Here is a 23,335-nt window from a genome sequence, read left to right on the forward strand (position 1 = left end):
AGAGTTACGGAGCCCACGGGCGACCTGTCGCTGAACGCGCCGGGAGGTATCGCCGCTAGTTACTCCCCCATCCTACTGGTACGACCGACACAGAATGCACCTATGACACCCCTGTGTGCGACGTACGTGCGTGAAATCGACCATCAATAAGTCCCGTCATAGGGATGGGGGGTCCCGAGACCTTCAGCGGCCGTTCACGCCGGTGCGCGGAAACCGGTAGCGACGGGGTGCTCGGCGATCACGCGAACGTTCCACGTGAAACCACCGACTCTCGTAACTCCCGGGGGCTTCGCCCCCTGACCCCTTCGGGCCGAGTTGACGACAGTCCACCACCCGCCGACGCGAAGTAGGGCCTATCCGTACGTGTCGCGCGGGCCGCGGCCTTTGATGTGCCGCTCGCCCTTGCGCCAACTCGGCGCGGTCGGGCCGTTGATGCGCAGCTGGGTGACCACGCCGTTGCCGACGGCCGCCGCGATCTTCGCCAGGATCTGGGATTGGAACATGCGGAGCTGGGTCGCCCAAGCGGTCGATTCCGCCTGCACGCTCAGGATCCCGTTCTCCAGCGAGATGGGCTGGGCATGCGAGGCGATGTCCTCCCCCACCACCGCGGACCAGCGGCCGAACACGGTGCCCTCGGCGACCTTGCCCGACCAGCCGCGGCCCTTGGCCAGCTTCATCGTCAGTGACGAAAGGGACTGGGGGTCGCGTTCGTCCGGATGCGCACCCGACCAACCGCTCCGGCGGCGCAGTGCGCGCACCCCGCCCTTGCGCGGCGAGGCCCTCCCCTGGCCCACCGACTTGCCCGCCGCCCGCGCGGCCGCCCGGGCCTCTTCGAGCGCACGCCGCGCGAGGTCGACACCGCGCAGTTCGGGCTCGGCACCGGGACCGGTGGCGCCGGAGTTGGCGGCAGGAGAACTGGATTCGGGTGATTCCGGCTGGTCAGCCATTCACAACACCTTTCCTCGGACCCGCGCTTCACCGAGGATTCTGCCCCATCCCACCGACAACATCACGGCACGATGGTCAGCTCGCGATACGCGACGCGCGATGGTCGGCCTCGCCGGTGGTCTCGACCCGCATCGGAGCGGCTTCGAGTTCGGCCGGCACGTCCTCCGGAACCGCGGCGGTGATCAATACCTGCTCGGCCCCGGCGGCCACGGCGGCCAGCGCGGTGCGCCGGCGGCGATCCAGTTCGGCGAAGACGTCATCGAGGATGAGCACCGGATCGGTGCCCGCACTGCGCAGCAATTCGAATGCCCCGAGCCGCAAAGCCAGTGCGAAGGACCAGGATTCGCCGTGACTGGCGAAACCCTTGGCGGGCGCCGAACCCAGCATCAGGTCCAGATCGTCGCGGTGCGGGCCGACCAGGCAGACCCCGCGCTCCAGTTCCTTCTGCCGGGCAATCCCCAACTCCCGCAACAAGATCGCTTCGAGCTGCTCGGCATCCTCAGCCTGTGGAGTACGCATGGGATCGAGGAATTCCGTTGGGAGCGTGCCGCTTCGATAGCCGATCGTCGCAGGTCGCGACTCCGGCGCGATCGATCCATAGGCCTGTGCGAGATGTGGATAAAGTTCGTGGACCAGCCGCAGCCGCTGCGCCAGCAGCACCGCGCCGTGCGCCGCCAGATGCCCGTCCCACACGTCCAGGGTGCTCAGCTCCGCACCCCGCGACCCCGAACGCGCGTGCCGCCCAGCGGTTTTCAGCAGGGCCGAGCGCTGCCGCAGCACCTTCTCGTAATCCGCGCGCACCCCGGCGAGCCGCGGCAACTGCGCCGTGGCCAGCTCGTCCAGGAAGCGCCGGCGCTCGGACGGATCGCCCCGGACCAGCGACAGGTCCTCCGGCGCGAACAGCACCGTCTGGAGAATCCCCAGGATCTCCCGGGTCCGGCGCACCGGCGAACGATTGATCTGCGCGCGATTGGCGCTGCCCTGATTGAGCTCCATGTCCACCCGCAGCTCGCGCCCGGTGTTCACCACGGTGGCCCCGACCCGAGCCTTGGCGGCGCCGATGCGAATCAGCGGGGCGTCGGCCGATACCCGGTGGGAACCGAGTGTGGACAAGTAGCCGATGGCCTCGATCAGGTTGGTCTTGCCATTCCCGTTCGACCCCAGGAAGACCGTTCTGCCTGGTGATAACTCCAGCTCCGCGGCCTCCCAGGACCGGAAATCACGCAGCGACAGCGCGCGCACATACATGTGGATCAGCCCATCGTGGCTGGGGAAAACCCGGCCCGACCTGGGGAAGCAGCACGAAGACGCCGCGAAACTCCCAGTCGGGCCGAGTTTTTCACAGGTTTGTCAACAGTGTGCACAGCACCGTGTCGACTCTCGAACGATCAGCCCGGCAGCCGGACCGGCATCAGCAGGTAGATGAAGCTGCTCGACAGCGCCGGGAAGGCCCCGGACTCCAGCGGCTCCAGCTCCTCCTCCGGTGCCGGCACGAAGACGGCCGGACGGCTGGGGGTGGTGAAACCGAAGGTCACCTTGTCCTTGTGCAGCGCGGACAGGCCGTCCAGCAGGTAGCCCGGGTTGAAGGCGATGGTCAGCGGCTCACCGCGGAAGTCGGCATCCAGCCACTCCTCGGCGCGACCCGCGTCGTCCCCACCGGCGGAGAGCAGCACGCCCTCCTCGGAGAACTCCATCCGCACCTGGGCGCCGCGCTCGGCCACCAGGGCCACACGCTTGATGGCCTCGGTCAGCGCGCTCACGGTCAGGGTGGCGACGGAGGTGTGCTCCTTGGGGAGCAACTGGCGGAACTTGGGGAATTCGGCATCGAGCAGGCGGGTGGTGGTGCGGCGGCCGCCGTTCACGATGCCAAGCAGGCCGTCGGAGCCGGTGCCGAAGGCCAATTGCACGGGCTGATCGGACGCACCGAGCGTCTTACCGGCCTCGGACAGGGTGCGGGCCGGGACCAGGACCGCGGTCTCCACATCGGCGCGACCGGGCTGCCATTCCAGCTCGCGCACGGCGAGGCGGAAGCGGTCGGTGGCCGCGAGTACGACCTTGGGGCCTTCGATCTCGACCCGGATGCCGGTGAGCATGGGGAGCGTGTCGTCTCGACCGGCCGCGACGGCCACCTGGCCGACCGCCTGGGAGAACAGATCCACGCCGAGCTCGCCGGTCTGGGGAGGAAGTTCGGGAAGCTGGGGATAGTCCTCGACCGGCATGGTGGGCAGCGAGAACTTCGCACTGCCACAGGCGATGAGCACGCGCGTGCCGTCGACGGAGACATCCACCGGCTTGTTGGAGAGCGCCTTGGTGATGTCGGCGAGCAGACGCCCGGAGACCAGCACCTGGCCCGGTCCGGCAACCTCGGCGGCCACCCGCATCTGCGCGGAGACCTCGTAGTCGAAACCGGAGACCGTCAGGCCGTCCTCGTCGGCTACGAGAAGAACGCCGCCCAGAACGGGCACCGGGGGCCGAGAGGGCAGGCTGCGAGCCACCCAGGCCACGGAATCGGCGAAGTCCTCGCGAGCAACTCGAAACTTCATGCTTGCAAGCTCCATCGCCCGGTCTGTCCTCTCCAGTGTCGTTCGTGGTCGGTGCGTCTCGATCGGCCGTCCACGCAGTGTGGCATAGCCGACCGACACCAAACCGTACCCGCGCACGACCGCATTGCCTACGGCGACCCACCACTGATCTCACCGGAGGGGGCGAGCCCGGATCCCATCGAGAGATGCGCGCGGAGCGGAGCCGGCTCCCTCTTGTCCAGGCTTCGTTCGGATAGGGAGGAGCTACCCCTCGATCCGTTCGCTCCCAGACCGACTTTCCACACACCTGTTTTAAAAGATGAATTTATAGAGAGAGAAATGAAGTAGTAGTAGGTCCTGTTAGTTCTGTGGACTTCGGCCGTTTCCGCAGGTGGGAGCGTGCGGCGGCGTGGGGATGTACCTGGGGTGTCTCGAGGATGAACGGCGAACGGCTGTGGAGACAACCGGGCTGTACACATTCATCCTCGAGCCATCCTCGAGTTGCTCCCCCGTTCCGGGCCGGGTAGCCAACATCTGAGTGAAATCGGGGACAACTCGAGGATTCCTCGAGGAGCTGACAAGGACTCCTCGAGGAATCCACAGGGACAACTTCGCATCGGCCCAGGTCAGCCCTCGAGGATGAAGCAACCTGTGGGAACTGTGCACTACCGGTTGTGCACCCCTGTTAGTAGCGACCTGTGAGCGAATCGGTGGACAACAGTGGGAATCCTCGAGGAGTCCACAGGCATTCCTCGAGGACTCCTCGAGGAATCCACAACCCCGGAAACGACAGATCCCCACGTCAGACGACGTGGGGACCTGTGGACTGTGGATCAGCGCGAACGCTGTTTAATTCGGGCTGTTAGTTCTTGAACCTGGTCGTACACCCGGCGGCGCTCGGTCATCTCCTTGCGCACCTTCTTCTCGGCGTACATGACCGTCGTGTGGTCGCGGCCGAAGGCCTGACCGATCTTGGGTAGGGATAGGTCGGTCAGTTCACGGCACAGGTACATGGCGATCTGCCGGGCCTGCGCCAGCGGCCGGGCCTTACCGGGGCCGGTCAGTTCTTCCAGCGTCGTATTGAAGTACTCCGCGGTCACGGCCATGATCGTGGCCGCGGTGATCTCCAGCGTGGCGGTGTCGGGCATCAGATCCCGCAGCACCACCTCGGCCAGCGACAGATCCAGCGGCTGCCCGTTCAGCGAGGCGAAGGCGGTCACGCGGATGAGCGCGCCCTCGAGCTCGCGGATATTGCGCTCCACCCGGCTGGCGATGAGTTCCAGCACGTCGTGCGGCACATCCAGGCGATCCATCCGCGCCTTCTTGCGCAGGATCGCGATGCGCGTCTCCAGCTCCGGCGGTTGCACATCGGTGATCAGGCCCCACTCGAACCGGGTCCGTAGCCGCTCCTCCAGGGTGGCCAGCTGCTTGGGCGGCCGGTCGGAGGAGACCACGATCTGCTTGTTCGCGTTGTGGAGGGTGTTGAAGGTGTGGAAGAACTCCTCCTGGATGCCTTCCTTACCTTCGATGAACTGGATGTCGTCCACCAGCAGGATGTCGGTCTCCCGGTAGCGGCGCTTGAAGGCCACCTTCCGGTCGTCACGCAGCGAGTTGATGAAGTCGTTGGTGAATTCCTCGGTGGATACGTACTTCACCCGCATGCCCGGGAACAGTCGCTGGGCGTAGTGCCCGGCCGCGTGCAGCAGGTGTGTTTTGCCCAAACCCGAAGCGCCCCAAACGAATAACGGGTTGTAGGCCCGCGCCGGCGCTTCCGCGATGGCCACCGCGGCGGCGTGCGCGAAGCGGTTGGAGGCACCGATGACGAAGGTCTCGAAGGTGTACTTGGCGTTCAGGCTGCCCGAGGAGGACGGTGCGGGCTCGCGCTCGCGCTCGGGCGACTTGTTGAAGTAGGTCGGCCAGTTGTTGCGGACGTTCACCACCGGCTCGTCGTCGTGGTCGTCGTCCACCGGGCGGCGTGTGGTCGGACCCGACGGCATGGGCGGCTCGTCGTCCGGCTCCGGCGAGAACAGCGACTCCTGTCCCGGCGGCATGGCCGGGGCGCGATGGTTCTCGCGCCGCCGCGGCGGTTGCTGCGGCTCCGGAACCGGGACCGGCAACTCTTCGGCCATCTGCGGCTGCCCGTAATCGACCGGTGGATAAGCTTCGCGCTCGCCGTACTCCGCCGGGTACTCCTGTGGAGGGCTGTACTCGGGCTGTGGAATGTGGCGGGGGGCTTGGTATTCCGGCTGGGCCTGGTAATACGGCTGCTGGCGTTCCACCGGCGGGGGTGCCGGCTGGTAGCCGAGCGGGGCGTGTTCGGGCTCCCGGGGCCGTTCCGGACGAGATGTCATGCGGGCATGACGGGGCGCGTTCGGCGAACGGTCGACCGGGGAACTCTGCTGCGCGCGGATACGCACACCCAAACCCTCGACCTGTAGACCACGCCGTCCCAGCGAGCGCAGAATGGGCTCCCGGAGATCGCGTTCCACAACCTCCTGCGCCATCGTCCCGGGTACCGAGAGCAGGGCGAATCCCTGTGCGAAGGTGATCGGTTCGATGATTCCGAGCCAAGCCTTGTGAGCCTTGCTGACCGGCTGGATCTCCCCGTCGGCGGAGCCGCTCGCGAGTTCCGCGATCACCTCCGGCCAGACAGCGGTCAGCACATTCTGCTCGTCGTCCACGTACGTGGTCCTCCCCGGTGTAGGTCGATGCGGAGCAGACGATGAGCACTGCTCGGCTTTCCCCCGGTTAGGGCGTCGGCGAGGCACCGTCGGCCCTACGAATATGCCACTCCAGGGGTCTTTCCACACAATTATCCACAGATGTGGACAACCTGGGGATGCGCGTCGAATCGCGGCGTTTCCCCCGAATCGGACCGGGACCTGCGGTGCATCAGCTAACAGCTGGCAAAAGCACTCGCGGTCTCCCAATTGCCTGGAATGGACCGTACACGAGACCCACCCCGCGACACGAACCCCCAGGCAGCGGCGCGCGGTACTACACTCGAGCTCGCCACGACGGTGCTGATCAGCGGCGTGACGGGGATATCCAACCCCGAGTTTGATTCTCGTTCACTGGGTAAGTACCCTTCTACAGTCACCCTATGGTGCGGTGGCGGCTGTTTGCTGCCCGTGCCGACAAGGGTATTGCGCCGGAGATTCCATCTGGATTCCCCGAGAGCACCGTTTCACCGAACAGACTTCGGGCGTCACCAGGCGTCCACCACTATGAGGAGTGTTGACCGTGGCCAAGGGCAAGCGGACGTTCCAGCCGAACAACCGTCGTCGGGCGCGCGTCCACGGCTTCCGTCTCCGGATGCGCACCCGTGCGGGCCGCGCCATCGTGTCGGCGCGCCGTGGCAAGGGCCGCGCCAAGCTGACCGCCTGATTCGGTAATCCCCGAATGCGGCGCGAGACGCCCGGCTCGCCGAGGTGTCCACAGCTCGGCTCGCCGCTCGGTTCCCGAAACCTCATCCGACCGATAGTCACCGGACGCTCAGGTGCTGCCTGAGCCGTACCGGCTGCATCGGCGCACCGACTTCTCCCGGACGGTTCGCCAAGGCCGGCGGATCGGGAGACGGGATCTCGTTGTGCACGTACTGCTACACGACGAGCAGTCGAACCTCGCGGCACCATCCGTACGGGTGGGAGGCCCGCGCTTCGGCTTGATCGTCAGCAAGGCGGTGGGTCCAGCGGTGGTTCGCCACCGGGTGGCCCGCCGCCTGCGTCATATCTGCGCCGGCTTGGCGATCGACGTGCCCGAAGGCGCGGACATCGTGCTGCGCGCCCTGCCCGGTGCGGCCGACGCACCCTCGGCCGAACTGGAACGGCAGCTGCGGGCCGGACTGCGCAAACTCGGCGTGGTCACCGCCGAACCTCATCCTTCCGGCAGCGAGTCGTGAACGCCTTCCGCGCGGCGGTCCGCTTACCGGCCAAAGCTCTGATATTTCTCATCGAGCTGTATCGGACCTACATCTCCCCCACCCGCATGCCGACGTGCCGGTTCACCCCTACTTGTAGTGAGTACGCGGTGACGGCCTTGCGCACCCGTGGACTGTTCGTCGGGCTCGGACTGGCGACCGTCCGTTTGGCGAAATGTGCGCCCTGGCACCCTGGTGGGTGGGACCCCGTACCGGAGCCGCGTCGTGTTCGCGAAGAACAGGCGCGCCGGGACGCGGCATCAGCTTTTGAAGGGTCATCGCCCGCGGTGACCGGCGATACGAACGACGGGAGTGCATAGCGCCGTGCTCGACTTCATCTATTACCCGGTGTCGGCCATTCTGTGGTTCTGGCATCGAGCGTTCGGGTTCGTGCTGGGCAAGGACAGTGGGTTCGCCTGGGCCCTGGCCGTGGTGTTCCTGGTGTTCACGCTGCGGCTCGTGCTCTACAAGCCGTTCGTGAAGCAGGTCCGCACCACCAAGCAGATGCAGGAGTTGCAGCCGCAGATCAAGGAACTACAGAAGAAGTACAAGAACGATCGTCAGCAGATGACGGTCGAGATGCAGAAGCTCCAGAAGGAGCACGGCTTCAATCCGCTCATGGGCTGCCTGCCCGTCCTGCTCCAGGTGCCGGTGTTCCTCGGTCTGTTCCATGTGCTGCGCTCGTTCAACCGCACCGGCACCGGCATCGGCCAGCTGGGCATGACCCCGTACGACAACGCGCATACGCCGAACTACATCTTCTCCGCGGCGGACGTTCAGTCCTTCCTCACCGCACGGCTTTTCGGCGCTCCGCTCTCGGCGTACATCACCGAGCCGGCGAGCGTGCTGAACTCCTTCGCCGAGTACGGCGGTATTCCGAGCAAGGTGGCCATCGCGGCCGTCTCGATTCCGCTGATGATCATCGCCGGCCTGGCGACCCACTTCAACGCGCGCGCATCGGTGCAGCGGCAGTCGCCCGAGGCACTGGCCAACCCGCAGGCCGCCATGATGAACAAGCTGGCGCTGTGGGTCTTCCCGCTCGGCGTGCTCGTCGGTGGTCCGTTCCTGCCCGTCGCCATCCTGATCTACTGGGTGTCCAACAACATCTGGACCTACGCGCAGCAGCATCTGGTGTTCGGCCGCATGGCTCAGGAAGAAGAGGCCAAGAAGGCCGCCGCGCTGGAGAAGCGCGCCGCCAATGCGCCCAAGCCGGGCGTGAAGCCGGTCGACGTGCGCAAGAAGCAGGCCGCCGATTCCACCCCGGGCGACAGCGCCGAGACGCCGAAGCAGGATGCTCCGCAGGCGTCGCAGAACGGCTCGAAGCAGACCGCCAAGAAGCAGCAGCGCTCCGGGAACCGCGGGCGCGCGAACCAGAAGCGGCGTCGCTGAGGACTTCTACGGCCTAGTGCCGACAACTCCAGATGAAGGACACAACAATGACAGTTGAAACCGACGGAGGGGATCCCACTGTGACGGCTGCGCCGGCGGCGACCGAGTCCGCGAACGAGGCCGAGGAAGCGCTCATCGAAGAGGGCGAGATCGCGGGCGACTACCTGGAGCAGTTGCTCGACGTCCTGGATTTCGACGGCGATATCGACCTCGACGTGGAAGGCGATCGCGCGATCGTCAGCATCGACGGTGGGAAGGATCTGGCGAAGCTGGTCGGCCGTCGCGGCGAGGTCCTGGACGCGCTCCAGGAACTGACCCGGCTGGCCGTGCAGCAGTCGACCGGAGTGCGCAGCCGGCTCATGCTCGATGTGGCGGGATGGCGCGCCAAGCGTCGTTCCGAGTTGGGCGCCATCGGTACCGAGGCGGCCAAGCGGGTGCTGGAAACCGGTGAGCGCGAGGTCCTCTCCCCCATGACCCCGTTCGAGCGCAAGATCGTGCACGACGCGGTGGCCGCGGTCGACGGCGTCGTCTCCGAGAGCGAAGGCGTGGAGCCGAACCGCCGCGTGGTGGTTCTCCCCGAGTGAGATTCGGGCGGCGCGTGACACGCGCCCGGTGTTGAAGGCAGGGCCCCCGGGTCGAATAGACCGGGGGCCCTACGCTTATCCATGTCCCCCTCGGTCGGGGGTTCGGGGGCTGCGCCCCTGAGGAATCCAAAGAGTTGGGCAAGTCTGGTCGGAAGGATGTTTCACGTGGAACCAGCCGCCGAGGTGACCCCTCCGGAACTCGTCGAGCCGCCGGCCGTTGCGTCGGTGGTTTTCGGTGACCGTCTGGAGATGGCCCGGGAGTACTACGCCGCGCTCGCGAGCGCCGGCGTGGAGCGCGGGCTGATCGGTCCGCGTGAAGTCCCCCGCCTCTGGGATCGCCACATCCTCAACTGCGCGGTGATCGGCGACCTGATGGCCGAGGGCGTCCGCGTGGTCGACATCGGCAGCGGCGCGGGGCTGCCGGGCATCCCCCTTGCGATCGCTCGCCCCGATCTCCGAATCACCTTGGTGGAGCCCCTCCTCCGCCGCACCGTCTTCCTCGCCGAGTTCGTCCAGTCGGTCGGGCTCGACAACATCACCGTCGTGCGCGGCCGAGCCGAGCAGCCGGGCGTGAAGAAGGAAGCCGGCGGCGCGGATGTCGTCACCTCCCGCGCGGTCGCTCCCCTGGCGAAGCTCGCCGGTTGGTCCATGCCCCTCGTCCGTGACCACGGACGGATGCTGGCGCTCAAGGGAATCAGCGCCGCCGAGGAGTTGGAGCGTGATCGCGACGAACTGACCAAGGCGGGCGCGGGCCATGCCGAAGTCTTCGAATGCGGTGCGGGAGTACTGGAGACGCCCACCTATGTGATCAGCGCCGAGAAGCTCCCCCGGGCGGAGCGCAAAGGCAAGTCCAAGCGCCGCTGAGCCCCCGGGCGGACAGCTTCCCGCTATCCGTCACTGTGACAGCACCATTGGTTGAGACACGACCCCGCCTGATGGCGGGGTCGTTTCTTTTCCGGATGGCGCATGGCGGAGAAGCTGGGCACGGTGGGGGCTCGGGGCGCTGGGGCCGGCGCCGCTTCGAGGGTCCGGGGGCGAAGCCCCTGAGGCTCCGGGGAGTCGGCAATGTTTCCCGTGAAACATGACCAAGATCGCGTAACCCCACCGGTATTCGTTTCAGGCTGGTTGAATTCGCGTGTCGCAGCGAGTTCCTCGCGGTTCAACTTCCGTATTGTGTCCCGTACTGGCAAGCTAGTGATCGTCGAGCGTGAGCGCAGACTTGCGATGCCCGGCACCGGCTCGAAATCGGCTGGCACTCAGCTGGGGAACGGCTTCGGAATGGGTATCGATCTAGCACCTCGCACCTTCTCGGTAACTACGCAGCGTTGCGCGCTGCTGCCAGAGTGCGCGGATTTCCGCTCGACCACGTGTCTTTGAGTTCTCGCGGTTAGGAGCCTGTATGTCCAACGGTCCGGCGAATGTTTCACGGGAAACAACGTCCCGGGTGCCCGGCATGCTCGATGGCGGATCCTTCGATGTGGAGGAGTTCAGCCGCACCCCGTTCGGGAACATCTCCGCCAGCGAGACCCCGATCGCGGCCGAGGCGCAGCGCGCCAGCCAGGTCCTGCACCCGGGCAACGCCACCATCCCCCGTCCGAAGGAACAGCGCATCTTCACCATCGCCAATCAGAAGGGCGGCGTGGGTAAGACCACCACGACCGTGAACCTGGCGGCGGCGCTGGCGATCCAGGGCATGCGGGTGCTCGTCATCGATCTGGATCCGCAGGGCAATGCCAGCACCGCGCTGGGCATCCCCCACCACTCCGGCATCCCGTCCAGCTACGAACTGCTCATCGGCGAATGCTCGGTCAAGGACGCCATCCAGCAGAGCCCGCACAACGACAAGCTGATGTGCATCCCGGCCACCATCGACCTGGCCGGCGCCGAGATCGAACTCGTCTCCATGGTCGCCCGCGAAGGCCGATTGAAGACCGCCATCCAAGAAGCCAACCTCGCCGGGTACGACATCGACTACGTGATGATCGACTGCCCGCCGTCGCTCGGTCTGCTCACCGTCAATGCGATGGTGGCCGCCAAGGAAGTCCTGATCCCCATCCAATGCGAGTACTACGCACTCGAGGGCGTGGGTCAGCTGCTCCGCAATATCGGTCTGGTGCAGGCGCACCTGAACCCCGAATTGCATGTCTCCACCGTCGTTCTCACCATGTACGACGGCCGCACCAAGCTCGCCGATCAGGTGGCCGAGGAGGTGCGCGGCCACTTCGGTGAAGCGGTGCTGCGCTCGGTCATCCCCCGCAGCGTCAAGGTTTCCGAGGCGCCGGGCTACGGCATGACCGTCCTCGATTACGATCCGGGTTCACGTGGCGCCATGAGCTATCTCGATGCCGGGCGTGAGATCGCGGCTCGTGCGGCGAGTCGTGCCGCGTCGGAGGAGACTCCCGACGCACAATCCGGTGTGTAGTTCAAAAGTTTTCGCAGTGAGAGTGTTCGGGTGTGGTGGACAAGGAAAGGCGGGTCGGTAAGCCGATGAGTCAGGCGAAGAAAGGTGGACTGGGCCGCGGTCTCGCGGCGCTGATCCCGACCGGGCCCGCGACCACACCGGGCGGCCTCACGACCACACCGGGCGGGCTGGGCAGTGCCGCCGCGAATGTCGTCATCGGCATCGACCCGATCGGTCCGACTCCCCCGTCGGCGTTCCTGCATCGCGTCCCGGATCCGGTCGAGGAGACCGATGCGGGCGCGGTGTACAAGGAGATCCCGCCGGACCGGATCGAGCCGAATCCGAAGCAGCCGCGCGACTACTTCGACGACGAGGCGCTCGCCGAACTGGTGCACTCCATCAAGGAATTCGGCTTGATGCAGCCCATCGTGGTGCGTCAGGTCGCGGCCGAGCCGGAGCCGCGCTATCAGCTCATCATGGGCGAGCGGCGCTGGCGGGCCAGCAAGGAGGCGGGGCTGGAGGCCATCCCCGCCATCGTGCGCGAGACCGCCGACGACGCCATGCTGCGGGATGCGTTGCTGGAGAACATCCATCGGGTGCAGTTGAATCCGCTCGAAGAGGCGGCGGCGTATCAGCAGCTGCTCGAAGAGTTCGACGTGACGCACGAGGAATTGGCGACTCGAATCGGCCGTTCCCGTCCGGTCATCACGAATATGATTCGGCTGCTGAAACTTCCGATTCCGGTGCAGCGCCGGGTCGCGGCCGGCGTGCTCTCCGCCGGGCACGCCCGTGCCGTGCTCGCGCTGGAGGCCGGACCGGAAGCGCAGGAAGCGCTCGCGGCGCGCATCATCGCCGAAGGGTTGTCGGTTCGCTCCACCGAGGAAGCGGTCAAGATCGCCAACTCGAATCCGGACACCGCCGCTCCCCCGGCGCCCAAGCGCAAGCCGATCCAGATGCCCGGTCTCCAGGATGTGGCGGAGCGACTTTCGGAGTCGTTCGACACCCGCGTCACGGTGAGTCTCGGCAAGCGCAAGGGCAAGATCACGGTCGAGTTCGGATCGATCGACGATCTGGAGCGAATCGTGAGCCTGATGGAGCAATCCAAGCTCTGACCCGGCACCCGGGGCCGAAACGTCACTGTGACGGTCCCAAGTTATCGGCGATGTTCGAGGGACTCCTCCCCCGAACCAGCCGAATGATTCCGGGGCTTCGGCCCCGTACCCCAAACTGGAATGAGGCACGATCCCTTGATCGCTTATTCTTGCTGGCGAGCCGATATCGATGCGGCGTGAGTGTGGTGGATGAATTCGACAGCTGGAGGCTGAACAGAGCGGTGTCGACCAGCGTTACCGCACTTACCCTCGGCGGACTCGACATGCTGCCCGGACACGCACGGCGTTGCGTGTTCTGGGAGATCGATCCGGCGGTGGCTGCGGACTGTCAGGATTTCAGCGACCCGGTCTTCGAGAAGGAGGCCTGGCTTTCCACCGTGCTGCTGGAGTGGGGCTCCTGCGGGCAGGTCGCATTGGTGGACGGCCAGTCGGCCGGGTGCGCGTTGTACTCGCCGCCGAGCGCGGTGCCGCGGGCCGGCCTCTTCCCCACCTCCCCCGTGAGCCCGGATGCGGTGCTGCTGACCACGCTGCGCTCCGAATTCCAGTTCCATGACACCGATGTAGCCATTCAGCTGATTCAGGCGGTGGTGAACGATCTGGTGCGCCGTGGTGTGCGAGCCATCGAAGCCTTCGGGTTGCGCTGGGATCCGCCGTCCGCGTCCATGCCGGATCGGGAACTCGGATCGATGACCTTGATGCAGCGGATCGCGCCCACTCCCCTGCGCACCACCGCGAGCCTGTCGCCCAATGGCCCGTGCTCGCCGGAGACGTGCATGATCGATGCCGATTTCCTGGAGGAGGTCGGCTTCAAAGTGGTTGCCTCGCATCACCGCTTCCCGCGGCTGCGGCTGGAGCTCGATCACGATCACCTGTGGAAGGAAGACGTCGAGCGCGCGCTGGATCAGCTGCTCGCGGCCGCCGCCCTGACCGCCCCGAACCGCGTCGCGACCTTCTGACCCGAAAAGCCGCCTACGGCAACGAAAAACCCCGCCTCCCGAATCGGGCAGGCGGGGTTTTCGTTGTTTCCCGTGAAACCGAGCGCCTAGAGGCGATCGGCGGCGGCCAGTTCCTCGGCCAGCAGTTCGGCGAAAGTGTAGGTGCCGGTGGGCTGGTCGTCCTGGCCGAGCAGGTACAGCCGCTTCACCGAGATCAGGATGGCTTCGGCGATGACATCGCGCATGCGCGGGTTGGTCAGCACCGAGGCGTCGTAATCGTTTGTCAGATAACCGATATCGACCTGCACGGTCGGCATCTTGGTCAGGCGCAGCAGATCCCAGGTGCGGGCGTGCGTGCGGCAGTCCTGGAGCGAGGTGCGGGCCACGATCTCGCGCTGGATGAACCCGGCCAGCACCTGGCCGATCATCGAGGTGGAGCCGTGCGAATTGCCGAAGTGGAAACTGGCTACGCCGCTGGCGGATTGGCTGTTGTTGCCCGCGCAGCGCAGCGAGATCATCAGGTCGGCGTCGAAAGTATTGGAGGTCTCGGCGCGCTCGGCGTCGGAGGGGTTGGCGCCCCACGGCCGGGAGAGGAAGGTCTCCATTCCCGTTGCGGCCATCCGGCCTTCGAGGCGGCTGGCCAGATCCCAGAGGATCTCCGATTCGTAGACGTCACCGAATTCGGTGGGCACGGGCGCGCCCTTGTCCGGTCCGCCCAGACCCGGATCGATGACGATGCGCTTGCCGGTGAGCTGCGGCCCGGCCCGGTGCACCACTTCTTCCTCGGCGATGCGATGCGGGTTGCCGCCGGTGACGCGTGCGCCCAGCAGATCCAGCGAGCGCAGCGTGTCGGGACCGCAGATGCCGTCGGCGGACAGGCCGATCTCGCGCTGGAAGGAGGTGAGCCCCTCGTGGGTGTGCGGCCCGAAGAACCCGTCCACCCGGCCCACGTAGAACCCCAGATCTTGCAGGCGGCGCTGCAAGGTCGCGACGTCGTCGCCGTAGAGCGGGGCCGAGAGCTGGTAGATGAGCGTCCGCGCGCCGAGCCGGTAGGAGGCTTCCTTGAGCGCCCGGTAGGTGGCCGGTCCGACCACGCCGTCGACCAACAGGCCGCGGTGCTGCTGGAAGGCGCGCACCGCGGAGTCGAGATCGTGGTCGAAGGAGGCGTCGGCGTCCTTCCAGTACTCCCCGTTATGACCCGACGGGTCGGTATGGGGATGGGTATGCAGGAAACCGAGGCTTGCGAGGGTGCTCCGAACCTCAGCTACGGCTGGACCTGTATCGCCGTGACGAAGTCGGTGCATGCGTGAGAGCCCTTTCCTTCCGCCAACCCGGGTACCCACTCATGCGTTGGTTCAATCACCAGCGCACGACCGGAGCGTCGGTCGATTGTCTCAGACCCGGACCGAATTTCGGCAACTGTCGAGTGCAGGAATCCTAGCGTGGCGCTGCGGTAGAAGGCCGGAGGAGGAACCTGTCGGCTCCCACTCCGGCCTCCGTCAGCGCCGAAATCCTACCCAGTGTGGTCAGAGAACACCCTCGAGTTCGCGCAAGAGGGCCGCTTTGCCCTTTGCGCCGACGATCCGCTTGACTTCCCTGCCCCCTTGGAACAGCACCATGGTAGGCAACGACAGAATGCCGTAGGTCGCCGCACTCTCCGGATTGGCGTCGGCGTCCACCTTGGCGATGGTGATCTTGTCCGAATTGCCGGCCGCGATCTCCTCCAGCACGGGGGCGACCATCTTGCACGGGCCGCACCAGGCCGCCCAGAAATCGACCAGCACCGGCTTCTCGCTGAGCAGCACGTCGTCGGCGAACGTCTTGTCGGTCACCGTCACGGTCGCGGTGGTCTTGGCGTCGGACATGTCGTACTCCTTAGTTGTTCACTTCGACCGGCGCACCGGCGTGATCGAGCGTATTGGTCGTGATGTCGCCCTGCTCGGCGAGCCAGCGTTCGGCGTCGATGGCCGAGCGGCAGCCGGTACCCGCGGCGGTGATGGCCTGGCGGTAGGTGTGGTCGACCAGATCGCCGGCGGCGAACACGCCCGGCACCGAGGTGTAGGTGCTCTGGCCCTCGACCTTCACGTAGCCCTCGTCGTCCAGTTCGACCTGGCCGCGCACCAGTTCGCTGCGCGGGTCGTGGCCGATGGCGACGAACAGGCCGGTGGCGGCCAGCTCCGAGGTCTCGCCGGTGCGGGTGTCGCGCAGCGTGAGGCTGGTGACACTCGAATCGCCGTGCACCTCCAGCACTTCCGAGTTCAGGATGAAACGGATCTTCTCGTTGTTCTTGGCGCGTTCGAGCATGATGCGGGAGGCGCGGAACTCCTCGCGGCGGTGGATGACGGTGACGCTGGCGGCGAACTTGGTGAGGAAGGTCGCCTCCTCCATAGCGGAGTCGCCGCCGCCGACCACCACGATGTCCTGGCCCTTGAAGAAGAAGCCGTCGCAGGTGGCGCAGGCGCTGACGCCGCGGCCGAGCAGGCGCTGCTCGCCGGGGATGTTCAGGTAGCGGGCGGCCGAGCCCATGGCGAGGATCACGGCGTAGGCCTCGTGGACTTCGCCGCCCACGGTGACCTTCTTGATGGTGCCGGACAGGTCGAGGGCGTCGACGTCCTCGGTGCGGATGTCCGCGCCGAACCGCTTGGCCTGTTCGCGCATCTCCTCCATCAGGTCGGGGCCCATGATGCCCTCGCGGAAGCCGGGGAAGTTCTCGACCTCGGTGGTGGTCATGAGCGCGCCGCCGAACTGGGTGCCCTCGAAGAGCAGCGGTTCCAGCTCCGCACGCGCCGCGTAGACGGCTGCCGTGTAGCCGGCGGGACCGGAACCGACGATGATCAGGTCGCGTACAGGCGTACTCAAGAGGCCCTCCGAGGCAGTTGTGAAACGAGCATGCGGGTCAACAACAGCGTAAACGCTGTCATTCCCCGCTCTTCGCGGCGTGCGGGATCGTGGGGGCTTCGCCCCCACACCCCTTATGGGGAAACCTGGGGGCAAGCCCCCAGACCCCCGCGAGGATTGGAGTGGCGCAGCTCACTCCGCCCGGGGGACGGCGCACCTCCCAGCCTTCGGCTTGCCGGGGTGAAATCGGGTGGGGCGGTTGGTCAGCCGATGTCGGTGTTGGCCAGGAGCTGGGGATTGGCCGGGGTGCAGGAGTTTCCGAGGACGGCCGCGGTGATTTGCGGGGGTTTCGGCCCGGCTAGCAGGACCAGGACGGCTTTGGTGCCGGAGTAGGTGACGCTGCGGGTGCCCAGGACCGCGCGGCCGAGGCCGGCGGCTTCGAGGCAGTCGTCGAGGGCGGTGCCGCTGGCTAGCGGGCCGGTGATCTCGTGGCGGCCCATGGCGGTGAGGACTTCGGTGCTGGAGAAGTCCGGGGCCAGTTCGGGCGCGGCGTCCCCGGGTTGGGCGGCGGGGGTGGCGGTGCGGTTCTGCATGGCGTCGACGGCCACCACTCCCCCGGCGATGACGGCGGCCGCCGCGGCCGCGGCGGTGAGCCAGCGCAGGTTGCGGGAAAGGTGTTCGTGGCGAACGGGTTCGGGGTCCGGGTCCTCGCCTTGGTCGAGGTCGGGGTGGTCCAGGTCGCGCGGGTCGAGGCGACCGGTGTCGAAGATCGAGGCGTTGATGGCCGGCATGGGCGCCGTGGCGGGCGTTGCCGGGGGGTTGGCGGGCTGGTCTGGGCGGAGCTGATGCACGGTGGCGACTCGTTCGGCGGTGTCGGTGAAATCGGCGGTGGCGAGCTCGTCGATCATTCGTTCCAGGCGTGCGGAGACGGCATCGGGCATGGGATGGACGATGCGGCCGGCGCGGCCGAGGTCGTGCAGCCGGTTGTTCACACGGTCGAGCGAACGCAGGTAACGCACGGCGGCCGGGTCACGGCGGACCCGCGGCCACAGCTGTTCGGATACCTCGGCCGGAATGAGTCCGGCGTGCAGATCACCGAGCAGTTCGGTGGAGAACTCGTCCATTGCCCCTCCAGGGCCAGATGTGGGAATTCGCAGACCTTCTCGAGTATTCGACGTACCGGTGTGAGTACCGGTTCCCGCTATCTTGCTGGATTCCGAGCGAAATCAGGAGTTCTCGCGGTCGAGAAATTCGACGAGTCGCCGGCGGCCGCGCGCACATCGGCTCTTCACGGTCCCCTCCGGAATGCCGAGCAGCGCAGCGGCATCCGCGATGGAGTACTGCTCGAGCTCGACCAGCACCAGTGCGGTGCGCTGTTCGGCGGGCAGCCGGAACAATGCGCCGTCGAGCAGCAGGGTGTCGTCCAGGGCCGCGAAATCGTCTCGGGGGCAGACGGGTTCGTGTGGCGACTCGTCCAGCAGCGGTTCGGTGCGGCGTAGTTTGTTGCGCCGGATCCGGTCCACGCAGGCGTTGACGACGATGCGGTGCAGCCAGCTGCGGACCTCGGAGTCGCCGCGGAAGTTACGCGCGCCCCGGTGTGCGGAGAGCATGGCCTCCTGGAGGCAGTCGTCGGCGTCCTCGTGCGAATAGGAGGCGCGCAGGGCGGTCTGCCAGAGATGGTCGCGATGGCGTCGCAATAGCTCCGCGAAGGCGTCGCGTTCACCGTGCGCGTGCGCGGCGAGCAGATCTCGATCGGAGGTCTCGGTGACGGACGGTCGAGACCGGACGGCATTTTCCTGCGCTGACGACAAATGCGACCCCTAGTGCTGGTGAGCCCCTGCCAGGGAATACGCAAGATCGTATCGAAGATAACGATTCGGCAGCAATGGATCGGCTCGAAAAAGCGCAGCTAGCGGGGCCTTTTCGGGCGAATCCGACACGGCGACCGGTCCGTTTTGAGTGCTTCGCGGGGATGGCGACTCTCGGGCCTCTCAGGGGCGTTGCCCCCCGAACCCCCTGGGGCCGTCAGCGGCAACTCCACGCTGGAACCGCGTCATTGCGGTGCGGGGCGAGCGGCTCCACGGGGTGTGCACGTGGGCGCGTCGGTGAGTACTACGGTGCGGCTTCGAAACGCAGTTCGGAGATGGTGGACTGGTACTGGCCCCCGTTTTGGCCGAGCGCGGTGATCCAGACGAGCACGTAGCGGGCCGGCTGGTCGGCCTGCACCGCGATCTCGGTGACCCCGTTGCCGAGCGTCGCCGCCCCGATCAGCTGGGTCTGATCGAGGGTCGGCGAAGCGGTTGGCGCGGTACGGATCTCGACCTGGGTGCCCGGCGTGGTCGAGTCGATGATCACCTTGGTGAGCTTGCTCGGGCTGCCCAGGGTGGCCACCACCCCGACGCCCTTCTTGAGCGCCGGGAACTGCTGGAAGTACTGGTCGGTGCGCCACATGGTGGTCGGATTGTTGTCCAGCACCGTCCCGATCTGGCCGATGTTGTCGGGCGTCCCCTCGGGTGAGAACACCATGGCCCCGGTCACCGGCACCGGCACGCCGCCGGTGGGGGCGGCGGCCGGGGTTTCGCCGGAACCGGGCACCGCGGGTGCGGTGCTGGCGGTGGTGAGCCCGATATTGCGCTGTTCGTTGAGCGGCTGATCGGAGGCGCCGGGCGCGAACACGCTCAGCAGCCACCAGATGATCACGCCGACGACCAGCGCCGCGAGCACGCCCAGTCCGACCAGGATCCACATCATCCGCTGCGAGCGTTCCTTCTCGGCCGCGAGCAGTTCCGGATCCGCGAGCGATTCGTCCGGCACACTCGGCGGCTTCTGGCCCAGGCGCAGCACCGGAATGAAATCGGTCTTCTGGTCGACCACCGACGCCTGCTCCAGCACGTGCTGGACGGTCGCCGCGGTCCGCACGCCCTTGTTGGATTCCAGCGACCGCACCGCGACCGCCGAGATCTCGAAGGGCACCTCGGGCCGAATCGTCCTGGGCTCCACCGGAGTTCCGTCCGGGCCGAAGTCGGCGAGCGGCAGCCCGCCGACGGTGGCGGCGGTACCGGTCACCGCGCCCCGGATCGGCCAGTGCGCGGTGATCAGCGCGTACAGCATGGCGCCCAGGCCGCGCACGTCCGATTGCGCGTCGGAGTCCGACAGCGTGCCCGGGAACGCCAGCACGGCATCACCGGTCGCGCTGATCCGCACCCGATCCGGATGGTCGATGGAGAGCGAGCCGCCGCCGCGGTGCGCCATTTCGGCCGCCGCCGCCAGCGCGCGAATCGCCCGCGCGGCTCCTATCGGCGACGGCACGGTATCGGCCATCTCCTTGAGCGAGCGGCCCGGCGTCCACTCCGCGACCACGATGCCGCCGGAGGAGCCGCGCACCACGTCCAGCACCCGCGCCAGACCGGGCGAGTTGATCCGCCCGAGCCGCAGCGTGCGGGACAGGATGGCCTGCGGCCCATCGTGTCCGGAGTTGTCGCCGTCCTTCTGGTCGGCGTCGACGAAGGTGAGCGCCACCTCGCGGTCGAGTTTGACGTCGAGGGCCTGCCAGAACCGCAGTCCGCGCGCCCCGCCGTGCCCGGCCAGCAGCCGGTAGCGGCCGCCGGCGACGGACGCGCCGGGAATCAGCTTGGGACCGCGCTGGACTCGCTTGGTCGGCGACTCCACGCGCATGGGCGGCATCTGTGGCGATACCGCCTCGTAGACGCCGGTTTCGGGACCGGATTCGGGTTCCTCGTCCGGTAGGTCCGGTTCGGAATCCACGAATTCGGCCTTGGCGCCCGGCTTTCCGCTCTGCTGCGCTGCCGTGGGAGGCACATCGGTGGACAGCCCGCCGCCCGCGTTCGCAGTAGAGTCGGCGGCCGGGACCCCGCCCGCCGCGTCGTCGCTCACCCTCGCTCCTCCTTCGCCGTGGTATGCCGAGGTTCGCTGGGCCGGAACATCCTGTGACATGCGGACGGCATCGTCCTGCGCCTTTCTGACGTCGCTACCCGAGCTCGCGCGGGGATCAGCCGGCTTCGTCCGAGTTGCGAGCTCGTCCGGGCCGGTTCCGGCAGTTGCGCTTCTCTGCCGAACAGGGTACGGGAGTTCGCCCGTACCGGTGATGTCAACCGCATCGGGTCGGACGACGGGCAGCACCATGGTCTGCGCGTCGAGGTATGGATCGAAGCGGTAGTAGTAGGGTGCGGCCCGCAGATCGGGCCGTGCCAGCACGGTGGTTTCGTGAATGTCCTCGACGATGCCGCCCTCGAGGCCCAGATCGGGCGCGGGCGGGGTGATGCCGAGGCGGCGGGAGATGGCGACGGTGATGGCCACGATCTCCGGGATGCCGGCCAGTCGCATCAGGCCGAAGGCGACGCCGAACATGACGAGCGCGGTGAGCGCGACCCGCACCATGGAGCCGATGCCGCCGAAGGAGTCCGAAAGCCGGTGCAGGCCCAGGATTTTGTCCACGATCAGCATGACCGCGCCGCCGGCCAGCGAGGCCGCCACCACGCGGCTCACGGTGCGGCCGACATTGGTCATGCGCAGATCGCCGAGGCTGCGATGCAGCAGCCAGCCGCCGATCACCGCGCCCGCGACGAAGCCGAGACCGTTGGCGGCGCCCAGCGCGACGACCACCTGATCGTCGGCGAAGACGACCGGCGCCAGCAGCGACAGCACGGATTTCACGCCGGTGATGCCGAGGATGATCCACGTCGGGGTCCACGCCTGTTCGCGGGCGTAGAAGACGCGCAGGTGAATCAGCACCAGCGCGTACGGGATCAGGGTGAACGCCGACCAGGACACCGCTTCGCCGAGCCGGTGGGCGTCGGCCGCGCCGAAGCGGCCGTAGGAGAGCAGCGCGGCGCCGATCTGCGGTCCCGCCAAGGTCAGGAAGGTGACGATGGGCAGCAGCGCGATCATGGTGAGGCGGGTCGCGGTGCCGAGATCGTCCACCACGGCCGGTGTGTCGTCGGCGGCGGCATTGCGGGACAGTCGCGGCATGATGGCGGTCAGCAGCGTCACGCCGATCACGCCGTAGGGGAATTGCAGTAGCAGCCAGGCGAATTGGTAGATGGCCGGGCCCGCGGTGTCGACGCTGGAGGACACGTGGGTGCTGACCATCCAGCCGACCTGGCTGATCGCCACGTACAGCAGAATGGCCGCGCCCATGCCCGCGAACTGCTTGAGCCGGTCGTCCACGCCCCACAGCGGCCGCAGGTCGATGCCTTCCCGGCGAATGGCCGGCACCAGGCTCGCGACCTGGACCACCACGCCCAGCGTGACGCCGACGCCGAGCAGCAGCAGCTTCGGCTCGCCCATGCGAACCGGATCGAGGGTGATCTCGCCGGGCAGTATCCAATAGAGGAACAGCACGACCAGCACCACGACGTTGTTCAGCACCGGCGCCCAGGCGCCGGGCTTGAACACCTGGTGGGTGTTGAGGATGGCCATGAGCAGCGCCGATATGCCGTACAGCAGGATGGCGGGCAGCAGCAGGTACGACAGTGCGGTGGTGAGGCCGGAATTCACCTTGCCGCTGTCGGAGACGAGCAGCGAGGTGAGGATCGGCGCCGCGGCGAGGGCGGCGATCGTGCCGATGCCGAGCACCGTGAACGCGACCGTGAACAGCCGCCGGACGAAGGCCGCGCCGCCGTCGGGGTCCTCTTTCTCCGCGCGCACCAGGGTGGGCACCACGATGGCGGTGAGCACCGCGCCGAGCAGCAGTTCGGAGATCATGGCGGGCAGGGTGCTGGCGACGGTGAAGGCCGAGGCGATGGCCGGGCCGAGCACGGTGAGCAGCATGAGCTGTTTGCCGAAGCCGGTGACGCGGCTGATCAGGGTCGCGATGGCCATCGAACCGGAGTCGCGCACCAACCGCGCGTTCGAGTTCTCCGCTTTGGCGCTTTCCGGCAATTGGCCTGTTGTGGTCGCGCCCGGCGCCTTCCGCGCCGGCGATTGCGCTTGCCGCAGCGCCGGATTCGAGGCCGGCCCGGCGGCGTGGCGCTGCGCGCTGGAAGTGGGACCGCCGGTGTAGCGCGCCTGCGGGACCGAGGCCGGTCCGCCCGCGTAGCGCGGTTGCGCACCGGAGGCGGGCCCATCGGGATAGCGCGGTTGCGCACCGGAGGCGGGTCCGCCGGGGTAGCGCGGTTGCGCACCCGACCCCGGTCCCGCCGGGTAGCGAGCCGGCGCGCCGGGCTCGTCGTACCGGCGCGGGGTCGAGCGCGGCCCGCCGTACTGCGGATTCGATTGCGGCGGTGTCGAATACCGCCCCTCCTCGAATCCCTGATCTCGATCGGGCCCGCCGTGTCCCCAGTGGTAGCGCTCTTCGGGCGCGATCCGCCCATCGGGTCCGGGGCGTGCGGGGGCGGCCGACCTGGGCGGTAGCGCGCCCGGTGGCTGCGGTGGTCGCGGTGGCTGCGGTGCGCGCGGCGGTACCGGCTGCTGTCCGGTGGGGCGTCTCAGGATCGGCCCGGATTCGGGTTCGCGTCCCGGCACCAAACGCGGACCGGACGGTTGACCGGGTTGCTGGCGCCCCGGGGCTCCCGGCGGATTTCCGCTCGGCACGTTCCCTCCTCCTGGTCCAGGCCGGCGGCCGGGTTGCCGCACGCCACGCTCCCACGGTGCCGACGGCGCCCGCCGTGGCGTCGGCCCGTCCTGTCCCTCCGGCCGTCCCGGCTGCTCGGGACGCCCCGCTCCCGG

Annotated in this window: 19 protein-coding genes; 9 read left to right on the forward strand and 10 right to left on the reverse strand. The window is 67.4% G+C overall.

Translation table 11 applies throughout. The annotated features are described in order from the left end of the window. Positions 1-353: 353 nt before the first annotated feature. The 4 genes from NI1_RS27145 to dnaA form a co-directional block, all read right to left on the reverse strand. Complete coding sequence (locus NI1_RS27145; protein ID WP_067826106.1) at positions 354-947, reverse strand: DUF721 family protein; 594 nt, start codon at positions 945-947, stop codon at positions 354-356. Positions 948-1,023: 76 nt separating this feature from the next. After that, positions 1,024-2,196, reverse strand: a complete 1,173-nt coding sequence (gene recF / locus NI1_RS27150; protein ID WP_067826107.1) for a DNA replication/repair protein RecF — start codon at positions 2,194-2,196, stop codon at positions 1,024-1,026. Positions 2,197-2,336: 140 nt separating this feature from the next. Then, entirely contained in the window at positions 2,337-3,506 is a 1,170-nt protein-coding gene (gene dnaN, locus NI1_RS27155; protein WP_067826108.1) for a DNA polymerase III subunit beta, read from the reverse strand. Positions 3,507-4,303: 797 nt separating this feature from the next. Next, the gene (dnaA, locus tag NI1_RS27160) at positions 4,304-6,151 is read right to left on the reverse strand and encodes a chromosomal replication initiator protein DnaA (RefSeq protein ID WP_067826109.1); all 1,848 of its coding nucleotides are present in this window, start codon (positions 6,149-6,151) and stop codon (positions 4,304-4,306) included. 562 nt (positions 6,152-6,713) lie between these two features. On the opposite strand from dnaA, the gene rpmH reads away from it, so the two are divergent. From rpmH to NI1_RS27200, 9 genes are all read left to right on the forward strand, one after another. After that, positions 6,714-6,857 carry a 50S ribosomal protein L34 gene (rpmH, locus tag NI1_RS27165; RefSeq protein WP_033085250.1) on the forward strand — a complete coding sequence of 48 codons (144 nt, stop codon included), beginning with the start codon at positions 6,714-6,716 and terminating at the stop codon, positions 6,855-6,857. A 112-nt stretch (positions 6,858-6,969) separates the two neighbouring features. Beyond that, positions 6,970-7,371, forward strand: a complete 402-nt coding sequence (gene rnpA, locus NI1_RS27170) for a ribonuclease P protein component (RefSeq protein WP_084523784.1) — start codon at positions 6,970-6,972, stop codon at positions 7,369-7,371. After that, positions 7,368-7,709, forward strand: a complete 342-nt coding sequence (gene yidD / locus NI1_RS37470; RefSeq protein WP_084523786.1) for a membrane protein insertion efficiency factor YidD — start codon at positions 7,368-7,370, stop codon at positions 7,707-7,709. Before rnpA ends, yidD begins: the two co-directional genes overlap by 4 nt. A gap of 4 nt (positions 7,710-7,713) precedes the next feature. Next, entirely contained in the window at positions 7,714-8,778 is a 1,065-nt protein-coding gene (gene yidC, locus NI1_RS27175; RefSeq protein ID WP_067826110.1) for a membrane protein insertase YidC, read from the forward strand. 47 nt (positions 8,779-8,825) lie between these two features. After that, complete coding sequence (locus tag NI1_RS27180; protein WP_067826112.1) at positions 8,826-9,362, forward strand: Jag family protein; 537 nt, start codon at positions 8,826-8,828, stop codon at positions 9,360-9,362. Positions 9,363-9,518: 156 nt separating this feature from the next. Continuing rightward, positions 9,519-10,226, forward strand: coding sequence for a 16S rRNA (guanine(527)-N(7))-methyltransferase RsmG (rsmG, locus tag NI1_RS27185; protein ID WP_067826114.1), 708 nt, complete (start codon positions 9,519-9,521; stop codon positions 10,224-10,226). A gap of 589 nt (positions 10,227-10,815) precedes the next feature. Beyond that, positions 10,816-11,784: a ParA family protein gene (locus NI1_RS27190; protein ID WP_174564531.1), complete on the forward strand. Its 969-nt coding sequence runs from the start codon at positions 10,816-10,818 to the stop codon at positions 11,782-11,784. A gap of 65 nt (positions 11,785-11,849) precedes the next feature. Further along, positions 11,850-12,875 (forward strand): ParB/RepB/Spo0J family partition protein, encoded by a 1,026-nt coding sequence (locus NI1_RS27195; protein WP_067826387.1) that lies wholly within the window; start codon positions 11,850-11,852, stop codon positions 12,873-12,875. 221 nt (positions 12,876-13,096) lie between these two features. Continuing rightward, positions 13,097-13,831: a hypothetical protein gene (locus NI1_RS27200; RefSeq protein ID WP_067826389.1), complete on the forward strand. Its 735-nt coding sequence runs from the start codon at positions 13,097-13,099 to the stop codon at positions 13,829-13,831. An 86-nt stretch (positions 13,832-13,917) separates the two neighbouring features. Here NI1_RS27200 and NI1_RS27205 read toward each other — a convergent pair whose 3' ends face one another. The 6 genes from NI1_RS27205 to murJ form a co-directional block, all read right to left on the reverse strand. Then, positions 13,918-15,114: an N-acetylmuramoyl-L-alanine amidase gene (locus NI1_RS27205; RefSeq protein ID WP_067826118.1), complete on the reverse strand. Its 1,197-nt coding sequence runs from the start codon at positions 15,112-15,114 to the stop codon at positions 13,918-13,920. 222 nt (positions 15,115-15,336) lie between these two features. Beyond that, positions 15,337-15,675, reverse strand: coding sequence for a thioredoxin (trxA, locus tag NI1_RS27210; protein ID WP_067826120.1), 339 nt, complete (start codon positions 15,673-15,675; stop codon positions 15,337-15,339). A gap of 10 nt (positions 15,676-15,685) precedes the next feature. After that, positions 15,686-16,669 (reverse strand): thioredoxin-disulfide reductase, encoded by a 984-nt coding sequence (trxB, locus tag NI1_RS27215; RefSeq protein WP_067826122.1) that lies wholly within the window; start codon positions 16,667-16,669, stop codon positions 15,686-15,688. Positions 16,670-16,911: 242 nt separating this feature from the next. Continuing rightward, a complete protein-coding gene (locus NI1_RS27220; RefSeq protein ID WP_067826124.1) occupies positions 16,912-17,772 on the reverse strand; it encodes an RsmA family anti-sigma factor in 861 nt (286 codons plus the stop codon). Between the two features lie 102 nt (positions 17,773-17,874). Further along, the gene (gene sigM, locus NI1_RS27225; RefSeq protein WP_067826126.1) at positions 17,875-18,459 is read right to left on the reverse strand and encodes an RNA polymerase sigma factor SigM; all 585 of its coding nucleotides are present in this window, start codon (positions 18,457-18,459) and stop codon (positions 17,875-17,877) included. A 301-nt stretch (positions 18,460-18,760) separates the two neighbouring features. Further along, on the reverse strand, positions 18,761-22,549 hold the full coding sequence (gene murJ / locus NI1_RS27230) for a murein biosynthesis integral membrane protein MurJ (RefSeq protein WP_245663431.1): 3,789 nt from the start codon (positions 22,547-22,549) through the stop codon (positions 18,761-18,763). Positions 22,550-23,335: the final 786 nt, after the last annotated feature.

It is taken from the genome of Nocardia inohanensis NBRC 100128, from assembly GCF_001612945.1.
Classification (GTDB): domain Bacteria; phylum Actinomycetota; class Actinomycetes; order Mycobacteriales; family Mycobacteriaceae; genus Nocardia; species Nocardia inohanensis.